A 20,390-nucleotide genomic window follows, 5' to 3' on the forward strand; every position below is an offset into this window, starting at 1 on the left:
AATCTCGACTTTCAAAACGGAACAACAAAAATCCCCTCTTTTGTACAGGAAGATTCCACAATCATGGAATCTCTATTGACCTGTCCATCCTGAGGGGATTTTTGGCTAATGCGAAGGCTATGGTTGATGCATCGCACTTTTTATTTAATTATTTGTTGAACGTAACCTTCTCCGAACCACCTTCAAGAATGATCGACGTGTCACGAGGTTTTGTTTCCGCGATTTTACGGCCACCTCTATACGAGTACAGTACACCAGCCTGTTTGCGAACAGCCTCGTATTCATTCTCTGCTTCAAGAACGATGAAGTTGGCAGGTTTTCCTACTTCAATGCCGTATACATCCTCGATATGCAACGTTCTTGCGCTGTTTTTCGTAATGAGATCGACCGAATTTACGATTTGATCATAACCCAGTAACTGCGAAGCATGAATACCCATATGCAGTACTTGGAGCATGTTGCCCGTTCCTAGCGGATACCATGGATCGAAAATGTCATCATGACCGAAGCACACGTTAAGACCAGCTTCCTGCAGTTCTTTGACGCGAGTCAGACCTCTTCTTTTTGGATACGTGTCGAAGCGCCCTTGCAGGTGAATGTTGACCAACGGATTGGAGACGAAATTGAGGTCAGCCATCTTCAGCAATCTGAACAATTTGTACGTATATGCGTCATTATAAGACCCCATCGCTGTCGTGTGGCTTGCTGTTGTACGAGAGCCCAGTCCGCGTTCGTAGGCTTCCTTGGCAACGACTTCCACGAAGCGGGATTGCTCATCATCGATCTCGTCGCAATGGATGTCGATCAAACGGTCGTATTTTTCAGCAAGGTCAAAAGCAACCTTCATCGAATCGACGCCGTATTCTCTCGTGAATTCGAAGTGCGGAATGCCGCCGACCACGTCAACGCCCATTTTCAGTGACTCTTCCAGCAGTTCTGCACCGTTCGGATAGGAATGAATACCTTCCTGTGGGAAAGCCACAAGCTGAATGTCGATGTATGGTGCCATCTCTTCTTTTACTTCAAGCATCGCTTTAACCGCAGTCAAGGTTGGGTCTGTAACGTCTACATGTGTCCGCACATGTTGGATTCCTTGCGCCATTTGCCATTTCAATGCTGTTTTGGAGCGAGTTTTAACATCTTCATGTGTCAAGAATGCTTTACGTTCCGACCAACGCTGGATGCCTTCAAACAGCGTCCCACTCAAATTCCACTCCGGCTCGCCAGCCGTTAACGTTGTATCCAGATGGATGTGAGGCTCAATGAACGGTGGCAATACAAGTGAACCGTTGACGTCAAGTACTTCCTCATTTGCAGTGGCTTGTAGCTCCTGCGTAATTTGTTCGAACTTCCCGTCTTTTACAACGATATTCCATAGACCTTCTTTACCCCGCAATTTTGCGTTCTGTATAATCATTTAATTTCCCCTTTTCTTTAATGGATTCTTTGTTAGGAACGATCAGCATCAATACGATGTAGGCCACTGCCGTACCGATCAGTGCATTCAGTGGTGTTACTCCTGGAGCCAACTGAGCAAACGCAACGCCGATGGCCCAAGCCACCATTGCTACCCAGTTTACAGTTTTGAAACTCATCTCAGCAAACGGTTTATAGTTTCTGCGCTTCACGAAGAAGTAGTCTGCGATGATGATGGCCCCAATGGACGGTACTGCCGCGCCCAGCACATTCAGGAAGCTGACGAAATTGTTGTACATCCACATGGCAAATACTGTACCCACAATGCCGTTTACGATGACGAAGAACTTTTTCGAAATTTTAGTGATGTTGGCAAAACCCAATCCGGAGGCGTACAAGGCGTTATCGTTGGTTGTCCAGATATTGAGTCCAAGAACGATAATCGCAGGAATGAGTAAGCCTTGCAGGAACATGACCTCTGAGATATCAGCCAGGTTATATGCCATTGCACCAACTGCCCCGAACAGGAACATAAGCGAGTTCCCAAGGAAGAAGGCAATAACCGTTGCGGTAACCGCCTGCTTGGACGTCCGGGAAAACCGAGCAAAATCGGGCGTCAACGTTCCGCCACTAATGAATGAACCGATACAAATGGTCAATGCTGCTGCCGCGGTGAGTGTCTCTGTCGGCGTGTAATCGAGCAATCCTTGCAGACCTCCCAGCGAGCCTGCACCTTCGAACATGGAGTAACCGCCGAGAATGGCAATTGCCGGTACCGCGATATAACCCAAGATGACGAGCGATTTCATACCGAAGATGGCTGATGCCGTCATAGCAAGACCAAACAGGATAATCAGCAGGTACACGTTCCAATCCATTGCTTTGGCAACCGGAATCGCGAACATGGCCACGCCTACCCCGAACCATCCGACCTGTGTGAAGCCGAGCAGGAACGATGGCAGGTACGATCCTTTCGCACCGAACGCATATTTAGCAAGTAAATGTGTGGAAAGGCCTGTCTTGGCAGCGATATGCGCCAGTGCTCCTGTATAGATACCGAGCACCAGATTGCCCGCAAGCACGATGCCAATGAATTCCATGAACGTCAAACTGACTCCAAGCGTACCCCCTGCCAACATACTCGCCGAGAAGAAGGTGAAACCCAACATTACGGATAACGTCTTCCAAAAATGATTTCTCTGCGTTTTTGGCACCTCTTGCCATGAAAACTCTTGATCTTGTTTGCTCATCAGAATACCTCCAGCTTAAAGTGTATCTGATACCAAAAAAAAGCAGAAAAAAGAGGCTACTCGTCAAGTTACACACTGACAAGTAGCCTCTTTTTACATCATAATCCGCGCGAAGACGCAGAGCATCCCTGTGGGGATATGCCCTGATTCACGCGTGATTATAAAATCCGCTGCCCTTGCCAGCCTCTCTGGACTGAATTAAAGGTACCAGTATTCAATTACATTTATTATTTTAGAAAACGCCACAGATGTCAATGTCATTATTATCCAAAGGTTATAAAACCCTTCTACAGTAAGCTTTTTTATACTTCTTTATCTTTTAAATGAACTAGGATTTATTAATAAAATCAAAGACCACGTAGTTTCCTTCAGAAGGGTTAACGTGGTCTTTTATCATTATCTATACTTAGCTATACTGCAGTCTGTCCTTGTACCAGACGTCGGGAATCATATCACGTTCCAGTTCCAACAATTCATGAATGATCTTGTCCGCGTCACTGATGGAACTCACGAGTGGATCGGTGAGCATCGCCCTTCTCAGCTTCTCGTAGCTCTGCTCCAGAACAGCTTCGACCGTCAGCTCATGTGTATCCAGTACAAGTTCTTGCATTCCTCTTACTCCACGCGGCATCTCGCCTACATGAACTGGCTTAACTCCGTCCATTCCCACATCGCACAGCACTTCCAGGAACGAATCGGCATTCATATTGGTTACCGCGCCTTGATTAAGCGTATTGATGAAAAACTTCTTCCCCAAATTCCCTACCATGTTCTCAATGATATCAGTCGCATGGTCTGGCCCAAAGGTGCTCATGTAATCGGCAATCGGGATGTTCCCCGCAAGAAAGTCATCCACCTGACGCCACATTTCGTCGTGACGCTGATACCTGTCCTCTGTCTCCCAGATGGATAATGGCGGAATTGCGTCTGTAGTCTTACCCAGACCTTGCCAATACCGAACGTATTCCTTCGTATGAGCCGTGCAAGTGGGGATGATTCCGAAAATATCATACAGTTCGTAGGTAATCGCATCGTTAAAAATAGCTTTTGCTCCGCGATCACCGCCGTTGTTCTCATCACCTGCCATTTTGCGCATGGCTTCCGCGATTAGGTGCATCACATTTTTCCCTTCGAATTCCGCTTTAAGCAGCCAAGTGAAATGATTGACGCCAGCGATGCGGAAATCGAATTTCTGATCGATCTCATTGGTGAACTCGTCTGTCTTTTCGATGATTCCAGCGCTTACAGCGTAATAGGCTTTCTTATGCGGCATATGATGACTATCGCACAGGGCAAACGATTTCAGCTTCGGCGCATAGCGATGTAATGCGATGCCATGAACGGTAGACGGGTTAATATAATTAATTACCCAGGCATCAGGACATAGCTCTTCAATGTCTCTGGCGCATTCCATAATAACCGGAAGCTCTCTCATTGCCCTAAAAATTCCGCCGGGGCCAATCGTATCGCCGGAACACATACGAATGCCATACTTTAGAGAGACTTGGCAGTCAATTCCTCGATATTTGACTGATTGCTCTGCAAAGCTAAGCACAACGAAGTCAGCTCCCGGAAGCACTTGTCTTCGGTCCACCGAGCCCTCAATCTTTAAGGATACATTGTTTTCCCGGGCGACCCTCTCTGCAAGTGTTACCATTTTCGAGAGCCGCTCCTCGTCCGTATCCACTAAAGCTAAAGTTCCCTGGTTCAAGTATGGTGAGTGAACCATCTGCCAGATGGACTGACGACCAAAAAACAGGCTGCCCGCCCCAATAACAACTACCTTTGGATGCTGTGTGTTTGTACCATTCATTACGAACCCCTCCTCTTAACGATATAAGTTCATTATAGGCGAGTCGTCTGAGATCGGAATGTGTGATAGTTTTCAAAACATGTCATATGGTACGATGATTAACAAGAGATAAAACCTTGGTTATATTAGTGATAAATCAAAGGATGTCATAAAGTGGAGGGGTGATGAGTTGGATCAGACGCATGCAGGGATAGTAAATATGAGTATAATGGACGAACTTTCGGAGTATATCACACTTCGTATGAGCTCTTATTTGGAACAAACTCACGATAGCAATTGGATGGAGCACAAGTCACATTCCGATTATGATCTGTGGTTTATTACAGCAGGCTCCGTCCAGATCACCATCGATGGAATCGCGTATACAGCGAACCCGGATGACGTCGTGTTTTTTTATCCAGATATGCCCTATATTGCTTCTACGACTGGAGAGCTGTGCCGATTCATATACATGCACTTTGATTTCAGCATTGCCGAGCAAAAGCGAATTCTAGGCGAGTTTCAACTGCCGGGCATCGTACCTGGCAACCTGGTTCGGGAGGAATCAACACTGTTCACCTCGTCCTATCGAAGGTTCAAGCAGGACAGCGGCGCTTCCGGAAGTCCACTCTATTTGAAGGCTTCCCTGCTTCTCGTCATTGCAAAAATTTTGGAGCTTCACGGGCAAGGTCTGTATAACGGTGAATTTCTAAAAGACCAAAAACCGAGGAAAACGGAAGGAAGTCTGGAGGTTCTACAGAACGTATTTCCATACGTGGATGCGAATCTGCACCGTGTCATCCGAGTTAGCGAACTTGCGGCCATTGCCGGTGTCTCTGAGAAATATTTCATTTCTTTGTTCAAGAAAATTCTGGGCATTACACCAGGACAGTACATCAATCAAATCAAGATGAACCGGGCACGTGACTATCTGTATGAGAAAAAATATACGGTCCAGCAAATTGCCGGATTTCTGGGCTATCCCGATCCCTTCACCTTTTCCAAAGCATTTAAAAAATTTTACAACGTGCCTCCTTCCAAATTCGAATAGAGTGCCATAGCTAAACGAAGAGGCAACCGGTCTATGCCGGCTGCCTCTTTGTTTAGTCACTGGTTATTCATGCTTCAGGTGTATGTCACTTCAGCGGTCCTCATAACGTAAAGGGTGCTTCACTCGAATACATGTCATGGAAAAATCCCCTGTACGGTATATCCTCTTCCAGACATTTAATGAGATACAACACTTCTTCGTTATCCTCCGGTTCTTCGCCCGTATGCTGCATTTCCTCCAATTGACCTAGGATATTCTCCAAAAGGGTAACTTGAATAAATAAAGGCAGCTTCTCCAACATCGAATCTTCGATCTTGGTTTCGGAAGTATAACCAGCGAGGGCGGTTTCAAAATAATCATGCATGAACGCTTTGCGTTTACCAGCGTCAGGTTCGAATTGTATCCAGCCCACACCGTGTGTCCATAGATCTGCTAGATCATACATATACCAACCGAAGCATGAATTATCGAAATCATACACCGTGATCTGACCGGTATCAAAATCGATCGAGTAATTCCCATCGTTATAATCGAAATGGATCATTCCGAATGTTTCCTGGTTTGTATCCAAACCTTTTAAAGTATTCAGCAGTTCGAACATCTTCTCCTTAAGCAGCGAGAATGATTCAGGTATCAAGTTGTTGATATATTCACCTTTGTAATTATCAAAAAAATGATGCCGGCGATGGACGGGTACATAGCTTTTGGATAGCTGATGCATTTTGCCCAGAACTTTGCCGCTATTATAATAGTATTCGGTAAGTGGAACACCTTCTCGGTACTGATAATTATTTTCTACCAGCAACTTTCCCTTGGCCTTGTTAAACAGGCTGACAAAAAACGTATGATGATCATAAGTGATCTCTTCTAACAGACTGCCCTTCTTGGAACTCACTACATTCGAAACGCTGGCTCCATGATCAAACAGATACTGGACATATTCCAGCTCGGCAATGTAATCTTCCCGCTTTCTGTCAGGCAAAAAAGACACTCGGAGAATTAGCGATTCACGCCTATCTTGCTCACAGGTATAAACGACATTCCGCCCACCCTCATGAGGTGGAATAAGCTGGATGTTGTAACCCTCCAGATCGAACAACTCCGATACCAATGCCAGTACATGCGTATTGCTGATGTTAACAGCTTCGTTAAAGTTAATAATAATCTCCTCCAGTAAACATTGATGGGACGGTTTCCCGCACTGCAATGTCCACAAAAGGAATCCCCATGCCGCAAATATCCTTCTGTGAACCTAAAGCACAATCACCTTGTTAGTCATTGAAATTCGCTCCTTTTTGTTCAGATGTATATATCTTAATCCAAAATTCCAGATTATTCTATTTGTTTTTGTTAATAATGCTGCCATGTAATAATATCGAATCAAAATATCTGGGTCGTCGTCATTGGACCTTGAGTAAAAAAAGATTTGGTGAAAAGTAAAAAAAGTGCACAACCCACTTTTATCATTTCTCCGCTTTAACCCAAAAGTAAAAAAACATGTGGATTCTCGTCAATAACCTTTATATCCCGTTCTCCCTTTCTCGTTTAGACTATTTTCAAGAAAACGTATTCAAATATGACGCTTAAGGGGGAAAGGAAATGAACAAGAAAACCAAAACTTTGATGTTGTCTTTATGCCTGTCGACCTTATTGGTCGCCGCCTGTACAAATGGAAGCAGCACCGAGAAAAGTACATCCAATACCGATTCGGATGCCAACGAGGGCGGAATAACAACCATCCACACCGTAACGTCAGAATATACTTCTGCCAAATATCCAAAGGGAGATGATATCACAAACAATGTGTGGATTAAGCGATACAAAGAGCAGTTTAATATCGATGTCAAAACAGACTGGGTCAGCGATGAGTATGATACCAAATTGAATTTGGCTATAGCATCGAATGATCTCCCCGACGTGTTTAGGGTTAATCCATCACAATTAAGGCAGCTAGTCGAAGCAGATATGGTAATGGACCTTACCGATGTCTTTGAACAACACGCTTCAGAACGTCTCAAAGGCTATATGGAAACGGATGCGGATAGCTATGAGTCTGGTAAAAAGGACGGCAAACTGTACGGGATACCGCAGATGCACTGGGGATTAATTGAACAACCCGATTTCATCTGGATTCGGAACGATTGGAAAGAAGAACTGGGTCTCCAAGATCCGAAATCGGTGGAAGACATCAAGAACATTGCACTGAAATTTATGGAAAAGCACGGCGGATATGGCATAGCAGTAGATCAATCACTCGATTACCTCAACCTGCTCGCCATTGCATGGAATGCGCATCCAGATATGTGGATGGAGGATAACAGTGGGAAATTAGTGTATGGCTCAGTCCAGCCTGAGATGAAGAATGCACTGGCTGAGTGGTCGGAATGGTACAAGCAAGGTATCATTGATCCGGAATTTGCAATCAAAGACTTTAATGCGATGAACGCGGATATCGTAGCCGGCAAAGTGGGCGTACAGCCTTATTACCAGTGGTGGGGTTATAATCCTGGCGTTGATACAGTAGCCAATCTGGGTAAAGACGCGATCTTTTATCCGTATATCATCCCTACCATTGATGGTAAGGAAGCGAAACAATCCATCTTCTTCGCCAACAACAATTATATTGTCATGAAAAAGGGATTTAAGAGCCCTCAAGAAGTGATTAAGATTTTGAATGACTATGCTTATATCGTTGATGAAGGCAATGGTAAGGAATCCAAAGAAACACTATCCGCTTTGCTCGACAATGATATTGCCCATGTGGTCGGGGCGTTCCGTGTACTTAATCCGAATTCAGATTACGAGCAGTTCGAGGCTGTATCAGCAGCCCTTCAATCCGAGGATACCAGTGGGCTCACAACTTCGGGAATGTGGCAGAAATATAACAACAGCGTTGAGTTTATGAAGAATGCAACACCGGGAGCAGTTGGTGATTATCTGCAACAGGGTGCTCCAAAGAATGCGTATGGTCTGGCTAAGAAAGTACTCGATAGCGAGAACTACACAAAGACGGCGCTATGGGGTGTTTCACCGGAGGTGCTATCAAGTTACGGTACAACGCTGGATGATATTCTGACAGAAGGCTTCACCAAGATCATCATGGGTAGTGAACGTATCGATTATTTCGATGTTGTCGTCCAGAATTGGCGAGCGGCCGGAGGCGATGAAGCAACCCAGGCAGTTAATGATGCCTACGGAAAATAATAATGCGGTTGCCAAGAACGGAGGAATATGAATGCTGAGAAAATGGAAGCAGCAGAGTCCCTACCATCTCATGTTGATCCCAAGCCTAGTCTTGGTCTTCATCTTTAGCTACATCCCTTTTTATGGGCTTATTATTGCATTTCAAAAATACAATCCGGGTCTCGGCTTTAACTCTCCATGGGTTGGATGGGACAATTTTTCCCATGTATTTAGTCAGCCAAACTTCGTAAGAACCATCTGGAATACACTGTATATGTCCGTCTTTAAGATTATCGGGGGCATTATCGTGCCTGTTATTTTCGCATTACTGCTTAACGAAGTGCTGAACAGTGGTGTCAAACGTACATTTCAAACCCTGGTTTATATTCCGAACTTTCTGTCTTGGGTCATTATGGCTGGCATCATGCTGGATATACTTAGCTCCGATGGCATCATCAACACATTTCTAGGCGTATTCGGGATTGCACCGATTTCTTTTCTGGGCACACCGTCCATATTCCCATGGACGATGATCGTGAGTGATATCTGGAAAGGCTTCGGATTCGGCACAGTTGTATATCTAGCAGCTCTGACCAGTATTGACCCTGGTCTATATGAGGCTGCGGTAATTGATGGAGCCAAAAGATGGAAGCAGACCATCTACATCACATTGCCCCTCCTCATGCCAACGATTGTCTTAATGACTGTGTTGTCACTTGGTAACGTCCTCAATGCCGGATTCGATCAAATCTATAACCTGTATTCCCCTGTCGTGTATCAGACTGGAGATATTATTGATACCTATGTATACCGTCTAGGAATTCAGCAGGCACAGTATTCGATTGGTACGGCTGTCGGATTATTTAAATCCATCATTTCCAGTGTTCTCGTTGCCGTATCGTATTTCCTGGCTTACAGGGTAGCCGGCTATCGTATCTTCTAAGGAGGAACGTTCATTATGATCTATGATAAAAGTATGAGCAGGCGTTTGTTCCATATCCTAAACTACATGATATTGCTTCTAATCTCCCTACTCTGTATCCTTCCATTTATCAACCTGTTGGCTGTTTCATTCAGTAGCAGTTCGGCTGTATCCGCGGGCAGTGTTACGTTCTGGCCAGTTGAATTCACAACTAAGGCTTATGAATTTGCATTATCTGGAGGGTCATTTTTCTCCTCTCTCTGGGTGGCGATCCAACGAACCGTTCTCGGAACGTTTGTAAATCTGGTTCTGATCGTGCTCACCGCCTATCCACTATCCAAATCCAAACAAAAATTGATGGGCCGTAATATCTATATGGGATTTTTCATTGTGACCATGTTATTTAGCGGAGGATTAATTCCTACCTATCTGGTGGTCGTCAAAATGGGCTTGATTGATTCGATTTGGTCTCTGATCCTGCCCGGAGCTCTGCCCGTATTTAGTATGATTATTCTTATGAATTTCATTAGAGGTTTGCCGGAGGAGATAGAAGAATCAGCGATCATCGACGGTGCAGGGCCTGTGCAGGTATTGCTTCGTATTCTACTGCCGCTCCTCAAGCCCGCTCTCGCTACGGTCGGTTTGTTCAGTATCGTCGGCCATTGGAATTCATGGTTCGATGGCATTATCTATATGAACAATCCAGCCAATTATCCATTACAAAGCTACCTACAGACCCTGCTGCAGAGCTTTGAGCAAATCATGCTGAAATCCGGCTCCGATTACACTCAACTGTTATCGATGATGAACGCCAGAACTGGACGCGCTGCTCAAATGTTCTTGGGTGCCATTCCGATTTTGCTCGTTTATCCGTTCTTGCAGAAATACTTTACCAAGGGTTTGGTACTCGGTAGTGTCAAAGGATAACCAAAAGAGCTTGCAGTTAATCCTGCAAGCTCTTTGCGTGTGTTTAACCTACGAAATATACTTGGAATCGTTCTAACATTGTAAACGTGTGCATGATAATTTCTATGACTACAGTGTTTCTTTGATGGCAGGTAGCAGAATGGTAAAAGTCGTACCTTCTCCAATCTGACTAGCCACCTGTATTCCATAAGGCTTGCCAAAATGAAGTTGAATACGCCGCTGCACATTATGCAGGCCGATGCCTGTTCCTTTGTCTGCTTCGAGCTTATCTTCCATAAAGTTCTGGATCGTATGTTGATCCATACCAATGCCATTATCGCAGACTTCAATCACAATATCTCTGCCCCGTGATTGAATCCGAATGGTAATGACTCCGTCTTCTTCAAGTTCGGCCAGACCGTGAAAGATTGCATTCTCCACAATGGGCTGCAGAATCATTTTGGGCATACGATAATCGAGCAGTCTATCCTCAATCTCATATTTCATTTGAATACAGTCGTAGTACCTGACATTCTGGATCGTCACGTAATTCGCTATATTATCTATTTCTTCACGAATCGTTACGAGGGTTCCATCGGATCTAGTTGCATAACGAAGCATCGAGATTAATGCATCGGTCATTTCCACGATTTTGTCAGCCTGCTGCATGGAGGCGATCCATTTCACTGAACCCAGAGTATTATACAGAAAATGAGGCTTGATCTGGTCGTGAAGCGCACGCATCTCGGCCTTTGCCTTCTCTATTTCTTCCTGTTGCATCCGCTCAACCATACGCTTCAATTCATGTGACATCTTGTTAAATCGAACTGATAAGTGCCCAATCTCATCGCGAGAACGAATATGTTCAACTTGTTCAAACTGCCCCTTCTCGACCAACGAGATATTGCGCAGCAGCTTCTTGATGGGGGTGGTGATGACATGAGATAGAAAAATCGAAATAATGGCAGCAAAAAGAACCAGGACAATGGACAGTGTAACCAGATTATGCCCTAATATTTTGCCGTCGGCAGTCAGCTCATCCAAAGGCATGTATAAGTAAGTAGTCCATTTCTGCTGACTAAGTGGACTGGTCACCACAACATTTAATGATTCGGGAGGACGAACGTTGTCCCGGAACAATGTACCGATTAAGCGGTCATCTACGTTATAAACAATTTTGTCATTCTCATCGACAATCATGAACCTGGAACGTAGCCCTTCCTGCAAGTTACGATTAACGATTTCGATGAACTTTATATCAATGCTGACGACAATCACGCCAAGCAGTTCCCCGCTAGCCACATCATGAATTTTACGAGCGTGTGACACTGCCAGAATTTTATTCTCCAATTGCTCATCGATTCGGGTTGTCAACGTGATGGTTCGATCATTATCATGCATGAACTTTTTAAACCACAATTCGTTCGCCACTTTGAAGTCCGGGTCAATAGGCTGGTTAGGACTGACGAAGAGATCTTGTCCCCCGTTCAAATTATAGAGGTAGATGGAAAATACGCGATCCTTCATCATGATATAATTCATCAAAATATTGTATGCGGCAATCTCATTTTGTTCATCACCCTCTCGCAGGAAATCCTGGATCGGAAAGCTTCCTTCATGGGTTGCAGATAAATTATCGCTAAGTCCATTACTGGCAAGCAGTGTGATCTTCTCAATCTCCTTTAGGAACTCGTCAATGCGAATATTCGTCTGCTTGGCCAGATCGTTGAGCAGATTTGTATAATTCTGTGCCAGTAATCGCTCAGAAGAGTAATACGAACTAATCGTCATCACAAGTACTGGGAGAATGATGACAGTTATACATATCACCATGATTTTGTACTTGATTGGTAAGAGCCGGGCATGCTTCATATGCTGCACCTCTATTCACGGATTACATGAGTCCCTGCTGTCGATCTCGATATTCCTCAGGAGTGAATCCTACCGATTTTTTGAAAATCTTACTGAAGTACGTGTAATTATGGTAGCCCACCTTGTCAGCGATTTCATATACTCTCAGTTCCCTGCTCAATAGGTAAGTCTTGGCATGTTCAATCCGAACTCGTGTCAGGTATGCGATGAAGTTCTCTCCTTTTTCCTGCTTAAACAATCGGCTAAGATACGAAGGATTGACACTGATCTGGCTAGCAATACTATGCAACGAAATATCCTCAGCATAATACTTGTCCATTAACTCAATGGCGAGGTCTGTGTAGGAACGTTCCTGCATGATCTGGGAATCGGTTTTAAAGTAATACGCGATATGAGCCAGCATATCTTGGTGAATATCCTCCCAATACTCTCCTCTCAAAACGATTTCGTAAGGCGATCTCTCGGTAAATGAAAGCTTGCCTCTTTCAGTAACTCGTGAGAGATGGGAGTGTATGGTTTCCATCACCATGATATATTGCTTGCGAATACTGCTCTCATCTGCTCGTTGCACCTCCAGATCAGAGCGAATTTCTTCAAGGAATTCCTCCGCCTTTTTGTTATCTTTACTCACCCATAATTTGAGGAAATCTCGTTCTTGCTCCGGACTGAGCATTCCATTCACTTCTCTCCGAGCTGGAGCTTGAATCACGTCCGCGTAGTACAGTATCTGGTTGCTGCCTTTAAAGAAACTTTGCCTTAGGGCGAATTCCGCTTCTCGACATGCCTGTCTTATGCCATGGAAATCGGAAACGATTGTACTTACACCCGCTGAGAGTGACAGATTCATAAAATCTTTGATTGAAGACAGAAGCTTATTACATAGTTTGTTTAGATCAGCTTGTACAGACTCACTCCCAGGAAGAACATTGACAATAACCCAATATTCAGAGGAGCTTTCCACGAAAATCTCTTTCTCCCATTTGGATGGAATGATCTCTTCCATAATATTCAGAATAGAGAATCGAAGTAGTTTTTCCCCCTTCTCGACATATTTCCTCTTCGCTTCCTCGTAATAGTCCACAATAAACTGGATGACGACCAACTTGTCTGATCGTATACGGAAATGCATTTCTTCAGCTTTGGGAACCATATCCTTTTCATTTATGAATCCGCTTACAACATCTTGGAAAAAGCTATCCTTTAGATGTCTCAGGCTCTTGAAATAGTCGTGTGTCATAAATGGTACGTTGGTCTTAGTGTCACGTTCACTTTTTAATTTCTCTTCAATGGTGATAAGAAGATCAACTAGAGAGGTTTCTGTAATCTCACTTTTAATCAAGTAGTCTACAGCCCCAAGCTTCAGTGCCTCTTTTACATAATGGAATTCGTCAAAATTGCTCAGGATGACATATTTACAGGTTTTCAATAAACAAGATGCCTCTTGTATGAGCTCTAACCCATCCATGATCGGCATCTTGATATCGGTAATAATTAGATCAGGGGTCACTTCTAGCGCGAGTTCCAACGCTTCCTTCCCGTTCCCCGCTTCTCCCGCAACATAGAAATTGTAGTCTTCCCAGTTTAGCATGGAACGAATTCCAACCCGCATGAGCAGTTCATCCTCTACGATCATCAGTTTATACATGAGCATCCTCCAACATGAACCATTTTCACTATTTTACCATTAAACCGTTTATTGCAAAGATGTCTAGCCGCCCTATTAATTGTGATTTCTAATCAACTGGATGTCCCTTTCGTTCTTGTTCTCAACAGATGTATCCTATGATAAACTTGGATTGCTTAATGATGTAAATGAAAAAAGATAATTCAGAGGAGATGTCACTTGGGATTGAATGCAGAACAATTTGATTATATTTCAGAGACAGAACGGTTAGTAATAAGACCTTTAAAGAAAGACGACTATGAAAATTGGTTAAATGCATTTGAAAACCGTTTTCCCTCCCAACACCGCCACGATAAAGGGAAAATGGATATGACTGAATGTACACCGGATTGGTTTCATCATCTTGTAGATCGACATCAAGAGTTAGCGCGTACAGATGCCGTTTATGTATTTGGTGTATTTAGAAAGGAAGATGGTACACATCTGGGTATGATTGATATTGCGACTTTAGCAAGAGCGGATTTTCAATGGGCAAGCTTCGGATATACCATCCATAATCAGTATTGGAGAAAAGGCTACGGCAAAGAAGCCGTGAATGAAGCTCTTCTTATTGCATTTGAACAACTGAAATTCCACCGTATAGAAGCCCATATTAATATGGATAATATACCTTCTATGAAACTTGCGGAAAGTGTAGGCATGGAATTTGAATGTGTTCGCAAAGGTTTCATACACGAAAACGATGAGTGGACAGATCATTTGGTTTATTATAAGAATTTCAATAAATCAATTCCAACCGTTGATTAAGAAGAGCGAACAAAGCACTGGTGTGCCCTGTTCGCTCTTCTCCTTGTCTTCATATTACTGTCTTCGTCTTATTCGGCCCAATGTTTTTTCGTATCTGACCAATTGGCTGGTTGCTTACCTTCCACCGCTTCCTTATGAACACTTGACTGTTATCTCAGTATCTAAGATAATTACAGTTTGACTAAAAAATTCCTACAAGAGGATCTTTCATTTGGAAGGGGGGCGCTCGTTATGAACTGGTTAAATGATCTCTATAAGATAAATAAACGGGAATCAAAAAAGGAAATCGAACGATCTTTGGTTAACGCCATCTTCCGAATCTATGATCGGTTCCCTCGAATTGGTCTTAGAGAGCGAATCGGGCAGCAAGAAATGTCTCTCGATATAGCCGATGCTTATATCTACGGGCATAACGCCATGATTGAAGCTGGTGTTGGAATCGGTAAGTCTTTTGGCTACCTGATACCGAGCCTGCTCATGAATCAAATGTCCCAGAAACCGGTCATTATAGCTACATCCTCCATTCAGCTTTCGGAACAGATACATAAAGATTTAAGAGTCATTGGTAGCAGGTTGGGCTTCACAACAGTTCGCTCTGTCGTTGGGAAAGGTATGGGGCAGTATGCGTGCCGAAGTAGGGCCGCGGAATGGAGCAGGTCTGATGATCCGAGCTCCTCACTGTCTACCCTTGCCCAGCGCATTTTAGATTTTGAAATTGATGAAAGAGCTGATATTAAAGCTGGAATTAGTGATGCCGAATGGTCCAACTTTTCCGTAAATGATTGCAAATTTGAACGTTGCCATCATAAAAATGCGTGCTTGTTTTACGATATGAGAGCTAAATTAAATGCAAAGGCTCATGAGATTGATTTTATTATTGTGAACCAGGACCTGCTCATACGGGATTTGATGAAGAAAAAAGAAGGAACCAAGAGTATCATCTCAGAACAGCCGGCTCTGATCGTCATTGATGAAGCGCATAATCTGGAAGCAAAAGTTCGAGATGCCCGAACGCTCGAGTTCACTTATCGGGGAATCAGCCGCATTCTGGATAATACTGTACAGCTTCTAACAAAGCAGTCCGGGGATAAAAGTCTCTTCTCACAATCCAAGTTTATAAAAAAATGTATTGAACGAATCTTCCAACAGATAAACGCGGATCTGCTCCACCATGCCAAGCAGGATAGCGACCGTATAAAAGTGTCGGAGATCAAAGGTATACCGTTATATCAAGTCTCAAACGATTTGAAAGATCTCAGTCTTCGCCTTTCCATTTTGACCTCCCGCCACGAGCGGGAGATTGATGACGCTTTCGAAGCCATAAACGGGCTTATTACCCTCATCCATGTTTTGGCTGAAATAGAGGATAACTATCTCATATGGGCAAGCAGTCCCTTGGGAGTAGCCACGATCAGCATCTGTCCCAAAGATATAAGCCAATTTCTGAAGTATGCTTTATTTAATGGCAAAGCGCCTGTTATCCTAACGTCGGCAACGCTGTGCCAAGGCGGGGATACGCTGGAGGAACAATACTCTTATTTGACGCAGTCCCTCGGTTATAAGGGTGATTTTATGGATCGAAAATCCTCCCCTTTTGATTACACCAACCATACCATGATGTACATCTCGAACGTAGTCCCATATTACCACCATGACCAGCGCGAAGACTATCTTGAAGCAGCCTACAAGGAATTGGTTCAACTCTGTGATTTAACACAAGGAAGAACGATCGTCCTTTTTTCAGCAAAGGAAGACATGAAATACATTCATAAGAAGCTGATTTCAAGGCCTGATGAATATACATGGGCAGTTCATATTCAGAAAGAAGGATCTTCCCAGGACAGTGTTATCACTGAATTCAGGAAAAACAAAGGTGTGCTCCTGGGTACAGGTGTATTCTGGGAAGGCGTGAATATCGAGGGTTCTGACCTGTCACAGGTCATTATTTTCCGGCTGCCCTTCCCTGTTCCTTCGGACCCTATTTATGAATATAAGGCATCTGTAACGAAGAATTCGTTCATGGAGGTGTTTGTACCGGATATGCTTCTCCGGTTAAGGCAAGGAACGGGACGCTTGATTCGCAGTGAAACGGATCTTGGCATACTCAGCATACTAGACTCCCGTCTCAGCGCAGCGGCAAAAAAGAATTACCGGGAACAGGTGCTGGACACGCTACCATTCAAAGAAGTGACTGAGGATTTTTCGATTTTGGAGAAATTTGTTCAACAAAAAGGGATACGACGTACGGATTGAATGTGGAACAGCCCAACCATAAAACTGTGCAAATCACATGAAATCGGCCCTTCCGCCCATAAAGCGGAGGGGCCAATTTCAATGCTGGAAGTAAGATATATGCTACAATATATTCCAGAGCTATGAATCCCAAAGGAGGCATTTACATGGTTGAAAGACCTACTACAGCGGAATATGCAGCTTTTTATGAAGGTTACATCCGGCTTATTCCTGAAGGAAATATCATCGAAAGGTTAGAGCAGCAGGCCAACATCGTACAAACTTTGCTTTCTTCATTAACAGAGGAGCAAGCAAATTATCGTTACGCCGAAGGCAAATGGAGCGTGAAGGAGGTCATCGGCCACCTTTTGGATAACGAACGCATCATGAGCAGTCGATTGCTTCGCATCGCCAGAGGTGACAAAGCGAATCATCCTGGCTACGATCAGGACGTGCTTATGCAGAGCCAACCCTTCAATGCGTATACCGCAGCCGATCTGAACGAAGAATATGCCGTCACACGCCGCTCAACCATTCTTATGCTCCGTCGCCTCACACCAGAAGCTTGGCTCTGTAGAGGGATCGTCAGTGATAATCCTGCTTCAGCTCGATCGATCGCATTTGTTATGGCTGGACATGAGCTCCACCATTTGTCAGTACTTCGCGATCGCTATTCGCTGGATGTGAAATTATAATCACTACTAAATGATTGCTCTGGCTTCTTCTACCATTTGATTAATGATATCGCTTGCAGATTGGTTATCTGTTAACATTCTCGTTCCCTGACCTGCCCAAAGGGCCATATACTCGGGATTATTTTGCTTAGCAGAAGCATTCCTGATCTCGCGAGTTAATGTATTTTGGGTAGGAAAGGTTAGCGGCTTAATACTGGATGCTTCCCAATGCTGTATAAAGTCGTTCTTGATGCCACGCGCTGGCCGTCCAGAAAAGGCATTTGTAATTACAGTGCTTTCCTCTGTGCTATCAAGCAACGCACGTTTATATACCTCATGTGCACCAGACTCAACTGATGTCAAGAAACGAGTCCCCATTTGCACCCCTTGTGCTCCCAAAGCAAGTGAAGCCACCAGCCCTCTACCATCCATAATTCCGCCTGCCGCAAGGACTGGAATATGGACATGATCTACAATTTGTGGGACAAGTGCCATGGTTCCGATATTTGCTCCACTGAGCTGAGATGATACATCAAAAGTTCCTCGATGCCCTCCTGCTTCACTACCTTGAGCAACAATGACATCACATCCGCGCATCTCCGCTTGAATAGCTTCCTCTACCGTGGTGACCTTACTCATAATTTTGATGCCTAACGATTTTGCCTTCTGCATATGATGCTCGGAAAGTAATCCAAACGTTGTACTAATAATCGGAACTTTTTCGTCCAACAAGATGTCAAACTGTTCTTCAAAATGATTGGGTGTACGTATTTCATCTTGAGCACGCTGCTTCACACCCAAGAATTCTCGAATCGGGGTCAACTCTTCGTTTACCGCATCAAAATTCGTATAATGATCCGGTCCAACATGAGCAAAAATATTTACGGCAAACGGTGCTTGCGTCCGTTTTTTAATCTCGTGTATGGCGCCTCTTAGTTCCTCAGGACTCATATACGCAGCGCCTAACGTCCCTAACCCACCTGCATTAGAAACCGCAGCGACTAGGGGTGCCATGTTTGCAATACCGGCCATCCCCGCAAGAACGATTGGATAACGAATATTGAAGCTTTCACAGAGCTTATTGTTTAATTGAATAGACATCGAGGTTTCCTCCCCATCAATTCAGATTCCATTCTTTATAGTTTACATCGAGTTTATCCATCTTGTATAATCCGTAAATCAGATGTTACATATCATGATTTCAGATAGATTGTTTTCTAAAGGAGGGTCAACTTGGATATTCACTTACTGGAAATTTTCATTCAAACCGTTCAAGAAGGAAGTATTTCCAAAACAGCGAAAAAACTAAATTATGCTCAGTCCAATGTTACAAACAAAATTCAACAGTTAGAGGCGGATCTTCAGACCGCATTATTTTACCGTCACAAAAAGGGAGTTACACTTACTCCTTCAGGACAAATTTTAGTCGGTTACGCCGAAAAGATTCTACATACCATTAACGAAGCCAAAGCCGCAGTAGGAAGCAGCTCCATTCCTTCAGGTCCTCTGGTTATCGGTTCTATGGAAACAACTGCAGCGGTCCGGCTGCCTTCCGTGTTCGCGCAATATCATTTGAAATATCCGAATGTTGATTTCTCTTTAGTTACAGGGCCAACAGAAAAGCTGCTTCATGGAGTTCTGCATTATGAACTGCATGGAGCTTTTGTTTCCGGTCCGATAGAACACGCAGATCTCACGCAGGACAAAGTCATCAATGAGAAACTTGTTCTTGTCACTTCACCCAAACATCCCTTGATACAATCGATCCATGATTTACAAAATCATACGATGCTGGTTTTTCCCAAAGGATGTTCATACCGAGCCAAACTTAACACTCTCCTGCAAGAAGAAGGATTATTGCCTGTGAAATTAATGGAATTTGGAACCCTCGAAACGATAATTGCTTGTGTTAGTGCTGGTATGGGTATTACTTTACTGCCTTATTCCATCATTGCGGATTATGAAGTCCGTGACAAGGTAACCTGCCACTCCTTACCGGAGAAGTATTCTTCAGTAACGACCATGTTTATTAAACGAAAAGACACCCTCATTACACCGGCGCTATCTGCTTTTTTAGATGAAACCAAGAAAGAGATTCTCCAAAGCTAGTTGCACAGATAAAACAAAAAAAGCCGCTAATACAGCGACTTTCAATGGGGCTATGCTCAGCTTCTTCCACATGCACTTTTGCCCACTTCAATACTCTCTCTTGATTACAAAAAATGAGCCCCGAATGGTTCCAGCTAACTTAGATTTCTGTCTGGCAAACTTAAACTTGCCTTCTAACTCCGCTGGAACTTCCATCCCCTCAGAAAGCTTAAAACCCACGGCCCGCTTCTTAGAGTCATCCACCGTATACATGACATTGAGTCCAAGACCATCTTCATAAAAGACGTAGGAGAATCGAATGTTTTCCACTTGAAAAGCTGATGTTTCCAAGGGCTTGGCTGCAAACTCAATATCACGTTCTTCCTTCAAAATTCGTGTTACATAGTCAAGGGTGTCCTGACTTTCGCTAGCAGGAACAACCGTAAATTCATGCTTATATTTGTTCATAAAATAACGGGCTTCATTTGCACGCAAACCTGCAAGCGCTGCTGCTACTGGTGAGGACTCTAGACCGACTGTAGACACATTTTTAAAATCAACGATATATGACAT

Annotated in this window: 16 protein-coding genes; 8 read left to right on the forward strand and 8 right to left on the reverse strand. The window is 43.9% G+C overall.

Annotated elements, in window-relative coordinates:
• Positions 1–148 precede the first annotated feature (148 nt).
• The 3 genes from BUA17_RS08025 to BUA17_RS08035 form a co-directional block, all read right to left on the reverse strand.
• Positions 149–1,417, reverse strand: a complete 1,269-nt coding sequence (locus tag BUA17_RS08025; protein WP_063562655.1) for a cytosine deaminase — start codon at positions 1,415–1,417, stop codon at positions 149–151.
• Positions 1,386–2,666 carry a cytosine permease gene (codB, locus tag BUA17_RS08030; protein WP_072733173.1) on the reverse strand — a complete coding sequence of 427 codons (1,281 nt, stop codon included), beginning with the start codon at positions 2,664–2,666 and terminating at the stop codon, positions 1,386–1,388. The genes BUA17_RS08025 and codB overlap by 32 nt, the downstream gene beginning before the upstream one ends.
• A gap of 406 nt (positions 2,667–3,072) precedes the next feature.
• Complete coding sequence (locus tag BUA17_RS08035; protein WP_072733174.1) at positions 3,073–4,479, reverse strand: family 4 glycosyl hydrolase; 1,407 nt, start codon at positions 4,477–4,479, stop codon at positions 3,073–3,075.
• Between the two features lie 199 nt (positions 4,480–4,678).
• Between BUA17_RS08035 and BUA17_RS08040 the strand changes: the two genes are divergently transcribed.
• On the forward strand, positions 4,679–5,509 hold the full coding sequence (locus BUA17_RS08040) for a helix-turn-helix domain-containing protein (RefSeq protein ID WP_072733527.1): 831 nt from the start codon (positions 4,679–4,681) through the stop codon (positions 5,507–5,509).
• A gap of 100 nt (positions 5,510–5,609) precedes the next feature.
• On the opposite strand, the gene BUA17_RS08045 is transcribed toward BUA17_RS08040, so the two are convergent.
• Positions 5,610–6,725: a phosphotransferase enzyme family protein gene (locus BUA17_RS08045; RefSeq protein ID WP_244552096.1), complete on the reverse strand. Its 1,116-nt coding sequence runs from the start codon at positions 6,723–6,725 to the stop codon at positions 5,610–5,612.
• Between the two features lie 383 nt (positions 6,726–7,108).
• Here BUA17_RS08045 and BUA17_RS08050 point away from each other — a divergent pair, with 383 nt between their 5' ends.
• From BUA17_RS08050 to BUA17_RS08060, 3 genes are read left to right on the forward strand one after another with little or no spacing between them, the layout of a single operon-like run.
• Positions 7,109–8,713 carry a type 2 periplasmic-binding domain-containing protein gene (locus tag BUA17_RS08050; RefSeq protein WP_063562659.1) on the forward strand — a complete coding sequence of 535 codons (1,605 nt, stop codon included), beginning with the start codon at positions 7,109–7,111 and terminating at the stop codon, positions 8,711–8,713.
• Between the two features lie 31 nt (positions 8,714–8,744).
• A complete protein-coding gene (locus BUA17_RS08055; RefSeq protein WP_063562660.1) occupies positions 8,745–9,635 on the forward strand; it encodes an ABC transporter permease in 891 nt (296 codons plus the stop codon).
• A gap of 15 nt (positions 9,636–9,650) precedes the next feature.
• Positions 9,651–10,541 (forward strand): carbohydrate ABC transporter permease, encoded by an 891-nt coding sequence (locus tag BUA17_RS08060; protein ID WP_063562661.1) that lies wholly within the window; start codon positions 9,651–9,653, stop codon positions 10,539–10,541.
• A 108-nt stretch (positions 10,542–10,649) separates the two neighbouring features.
• On the opposite strand, the gene BUA17_RS08065 is transcribed toward BUA17_RS08060, so the two are convergent.
• Both BUA17_RS08065 and BUA17_RS08070 read right to left on the reverse strand, forming a co-directional pair.
• Positions 10,650–12,392: a cache domain-containing sensor histidine kinase gene (locus BUA17_RS08065; protein ID WP_072733175.1), complete on the reverse strand. Its 1,743-nt coding sequence runs from the start codon at positions 12,390–12,392 to the stop codon at positions 10,650–10,652.
• A gap of 22 nt (positions 12,393–12,414) precedes the next feature.
• Complete coding sequence (locus BUA17_RS08070) at positions 12,415–14,037, reverse strand: helix-turn-helix domain-containing protein (RefSeq protein ID WP_072733176.1); 1,623 nt, start codon at positions 14,035–14,037, stop codon at positions 12,415–12,417.
• A gap of 198 nt (positions 14,038–14,235) precedes the next feature.
• Between BUA17_RS08070 and BUA17_RS08075 the strand changes: the two genes are divergently transcribed.
• From BUA17_RS08075 to BUA17_RS08085, 3 genes are all read left to right on the forward strand, one after another.
• Entirely contained in the window at positions 14,236–14,823 is a 588-nt protein-coding gene (locus tag BUA17_RS08075) for a GNAT family N-acetyltransferase (RefSeq protein WP_072733177.1), read from the forward strand.
• 231 nt (positions 14,824–15,054) lie between these two features.
• Complete coding sequence (locus BUA17_RS08080) at positions 15,055–17,076, forward strand: ATP-dependent DNA helicase (RefSeq protein ID WP_072733178.1); 2,022 nt, start codon at positions 15,055–15,057, stop codon at positions 17,074–17,076.
• A 146-nt stretch (positions 17,077–17,222) separates the two neighbouring features.
• A complete protein-coding gene (locus BUA17_RS08085) occupies positions 17,223–17,750 on the forward strand; it encodes a DinB family protein (protein ID WP_063562666.1) in 528 nt (175 codons plus the stop codon).
• A 6-nt stretch (positions 17,751–17,756) separates the two neighbouring features.
• On the opposite strand, the gene BUA17_RS08090 is transcribed toward BUA17_RS08085, so the two are convergent.
• A complete protein-coding gene (locus tag BUA17_RS08090; protein WP_072733179.1) occupies positions 17,757–18,830 on the reverse strand; it encodes an NAD(P)H-dependent flavin oxidoreductase in 1,074 nt (357 codons plus the stop codon).
• Between the two features lie 132 nt (positions 18,831–18,962).
• Here BUA17_RS08090 and BUA17_RS08095 point away from each other — a divergent pair, with 132 nt between their 5' ends.
• Entirely contained in the window at positions 18,963–19,838 is an 876-nt protein-coding gene (locus BUA17_RS08095; RefSeq protein ID WP_064637422.1) for a LysR family transcriptional regulator, read from the forward strand.
• An 87-nt stretch (positions 19,839–19,925) separates the two neighbouring features.
• Here the strand turns inward: BUA17_RS08095 and BUA17_RS08100 are convergent, their stop codons facing one another.
• Positions 19,926–20,390, reverse strand: coding sequence for a phage tail protein (locus BUA17_RS08100; protein ID WP_072733180.1), 465 nt, complete (start codon positions 20,388–20,390; stop codon positions 19,926–19,928).

Origin of the sequence: Paenibacillus sp. ov031, assembly GCF_900143165.1 — a bacterium.
Classification (GTDB): domain Bacteria; phylum Bacillota; class Bacilli; order Paenibacillales; family Paenibacillaceae; genus Paenibacillus; species Paenibacillus marchantiae.

Bases quoted from the DNA above. Each gene is read 5' to 3' on its own strand.
- BUA17_RS08090 (WP_072733179.1), bottom strand. From the start codon at position 18,830: ATGTCTATTCAATTAAACAATAAGCTCTGTGAAAGCTTCAATATTCGT.
- BUA17_RS08050 (WP_063562659.1), top strand. From the start codon at position 7,109: ATGAACAAGAAAACCAAAACTTTGATGTTGTCTTTATGCCTGTCGACC.
- BUA17_RS08055 (WP_063562660.1), top strand. From the start codon at position 8,745: ATGCTGAGAAAATGGAAGCAGCAGAGTCCCTACCATCTCATGTTGATC.
- BUA17_RS08085 (WP_063562666.1), top strand. From the start codon at position 17,223: ATGGTTGAAAGACCTACTACAGCGGAATATGCAGCTTTTTATGAAGGT.
- BUA17_RS08080 (WP_072733178.1), top strand. From the start codon at position 15,055: ATGAACTGGTTAAATGATCTCTATAAGATAAATAAACGGGAATCAAAA.
- codB (WP_072733173.1), bottom strand. From the start codon at position 2,666: ATGAGCAAACAAGATCAAGAGTTTTCATGGCAAGAGGTGCCAAAAACG.
- BUA17_RS08070 (WP_072733176.1), bottom strand. From the start codon at position 14,037: ATGTATAAACTGATGATCGTAGAGGATGAACTGCTCATGCGGGTTGGA.
- BUA17_RS08040 (WP_072733527.1), top strand. From the start codon at position 4,679: ATGAGTATAATGGACGAACTTTCGGAGTATATCACACTTCGTATGAGC.
- BUA17_RS08060 (WP_063562661.1), top strand. From the start codon at position 9,651: ATGATCTATGATAAAAGTATGAGCAGGCGTTTGTTCCATATCCTAAAC.
- BUA17_RS08100 (WP_072733180.1), bottom strand. From the start codon at position 20,390: ATGTCATATATCGTTGATTTTAAAAATGTGTCTACAGTCGGTCTAGAG.
- BUA17_RS08035 (WP_072733174.1), bottom strand. From the start codon at position 4,479: ATGAATGGTACAAACACACAGCATCCAAAGGTAGTTGTTATTGGGGCG.
- BUA17_RS08025 (WP_063562655.1), bottom strand. From the start codon at position 1,417: ATGATTATACAGAACGCAAAATTGCGGGGTAAAGAAGGTCTATGGAAT.
- BUA17_RS08065 (WP_072733175.1), bottom strand. From the start codon at position 12,392: ATGAAGCATGCCCGGCTCTTACCAATCAAGTACAAAATCATGGTGATA.